This window comes from Paenibacillus naphthalenovorans (assembly GCF_900099895.1).
GTDB lineage: Bacteria > Bacillota > Bacilli > Paenibacillales > NBRC-103111 > Paenibacillus_G > Paenibacillus_G naphthalenovorans.
Genome location: NZ_FNDY01000082.1, coordinates 1 through 1,694, shown reverse-complemented (window position 1 = coordinate 1,694; position 1,694 = coordinate 1). Strand labels below are relative to the sequence as shown.

Genomic DNA, 1,694 nt, shown 5'->3' with positions numbered 1-1,694 from the left:
TTTTTTTTCTACGACTGACCAATTAACTAACAAGGATTTCCAAAGCCTCTGTCGAAATAGTTAATAGCTAAATTTGACGGAGGTTTTCGTTGATGCCCTTACCCAAAAATCGCGTTATCCCGGAAAAGAAAATTTACTTTCGTGCGGAGGTTCAACATTGTCCTCATTGCGGGACGAAGCTCAAGCGACATCATACCGCTTGGAAGAAAAACATCATCACGTTGAACGGCGTTATCCAAGTATGGAACATGGCATATCACTGCCCGAATGTCGACTGCGCTTATCCAAAAGCCTACTACAAATCGGTCGAAGCCGATTCGTTGTGCATGAAACATACCTCTTACGGTTTCGATGTGCTGGCGTTGGTCGGCCAGTTGCGATTCAAGCATCATATGACCATTACGGAAATTACCGAGGAGTTAAATTGCCGCGGGGTTGCCACCTCAGAGCGGAACTCTCAAAGACTGTACGAACGATATTTGACCTTGCTCCGTGCCAGTGTAACGGATCACGTGAAGGACGTTCTAAAGCAAGTCGTTCAAGACAATGGTGGCATCATGATCTCCATGGACGGCGTGCAACCGGAGAAAGGGAATGAGACGCTGTATGTCATTCGAGAAGTCTTCAGCGGTACCATTCTGGCCGCTCAAAACCTAAAAAGCGGCTCGGCTGAGGAATTGAAGAAGCTCATCACGCCGATCATCGAGTTAGGCTTTCCAATCATCGGCATCGTGACGGATGGGCAGCAGTCCATCCGCATATCCATGGAGTCGTTGTTGCCGGATGTTCCCTATCAGTACTGCCAGTACCATTACCTCAAGGACATCGCCAAACCAGTTGTCGACTTGGACCGCAAGCTCAAAACCGGGATCAAGAAAAGCCTCCGCGGAATCCGTGAGATCGAAAAGAAAATTGAGAACGACGATTCGGCAGAAGCCGAAGTTGCCAAAGATTACGTCGCAGCTGTTCGTTCGTTGTTGCTCGAAGATGGAAACCCGCCGCTAGATCTGCCGGGGATTCGGATTTACGAGAATGCACAAGCCATTCAGGCTTCCCTCCAAAGATGCCTGGATAAAAAAGGGGACCTCGCTGCTGAAAAACGTCGTCAGAATATTTAATAAACTTAAAGAATTTCAGCAAGCCTACGAAGAGGTCAAGCGTTGGGCGCTGCCGCTCAATCACGTGGCCGATATCCTGAATCCCGACGCGGATAAAAGCAGTGATTCGGTTCGGTTTCATCTACAGCATCTGCTTCAATGGGTCGAACAAGCTTACACCGAAGAGTACGACAAGCCGATGGTTGCCAACTTGATGAGCTATACCAAAGGATTTTGGAAAGGCTTGTTTACTTGCTACGATCATCCCCACGTTCCGCGAACCAACAACGATCACGAGCGGTTTTTTCGCCGTACCAAGACCCGCCACCGGCGTATGACCGGGTTACGAAGCTGGAACGAATACATTCTCCGCAGCGGCGAAATGGTCGTGTTCGTCGACGATGCGCTTCAGCAAAAAGACCTTGTGAAACGGCTCCAAAACGTGAAGTACCAAACCTTCCAAGCGGAACGTCAACGTTGGGCATCTCGTTTGTCGGAAGGAGCTAAACGAAGACGTTTCAGAAGCAATCCAGAAAAATACCTTCAAAACGCTGAAAATAAATATTGTGCGTTAATTGGTCAGTCGTAGTTTTTTTT

The 1,694-nt window shown here is 48.2% G+C and carries 2 protein-coding genes; both read left to right on the top strand.

What is annotated here, in order from left to right:
• Window positions 1-92: 92 nt before the first annotated feature.
• A complete protein-coding gene (locus BLT35_RS26025) occupies window positions 93-1,118 on the top strand; it encodes a transposase (protein WP_083351442.1) in 1,026 nt (341 codons plus the stop codon).
• Window positions 1,033-1,686, top strand: coding sequence for an IS66 family transposase (locus tag BLT35_RS26020; RefSeq protein WP_074730235.1), 654 nt, complete (start codon window positions 1,033-1,035; stop codon window positions 1,684-1,686). Before BLT35_RS26025 ends, BLT35_RS26020 begins: the two co-directional genes overlap by 86 nt.
• Window positions 1,687-1,694 lie beyond the last annotated feature (8 nt).

Bases quoted from the DNA above. Each gene is read 5' to 3' on its own strand.
- BLT35_RS26020 (WP_074730235.1), top strand. From the start codon at position 1,033: ATGCACAAGCCATTCAGGCTTCCCTCCAAAGATGCCTGGATAAAAAAG.
- BLT35_RS26025 (WP_083351442.1), top strand. From the start codon at position 93: ATGCCCTTACCCAAAAATCGCGTTATCCCGGAAAAGAAAATTTACTTT.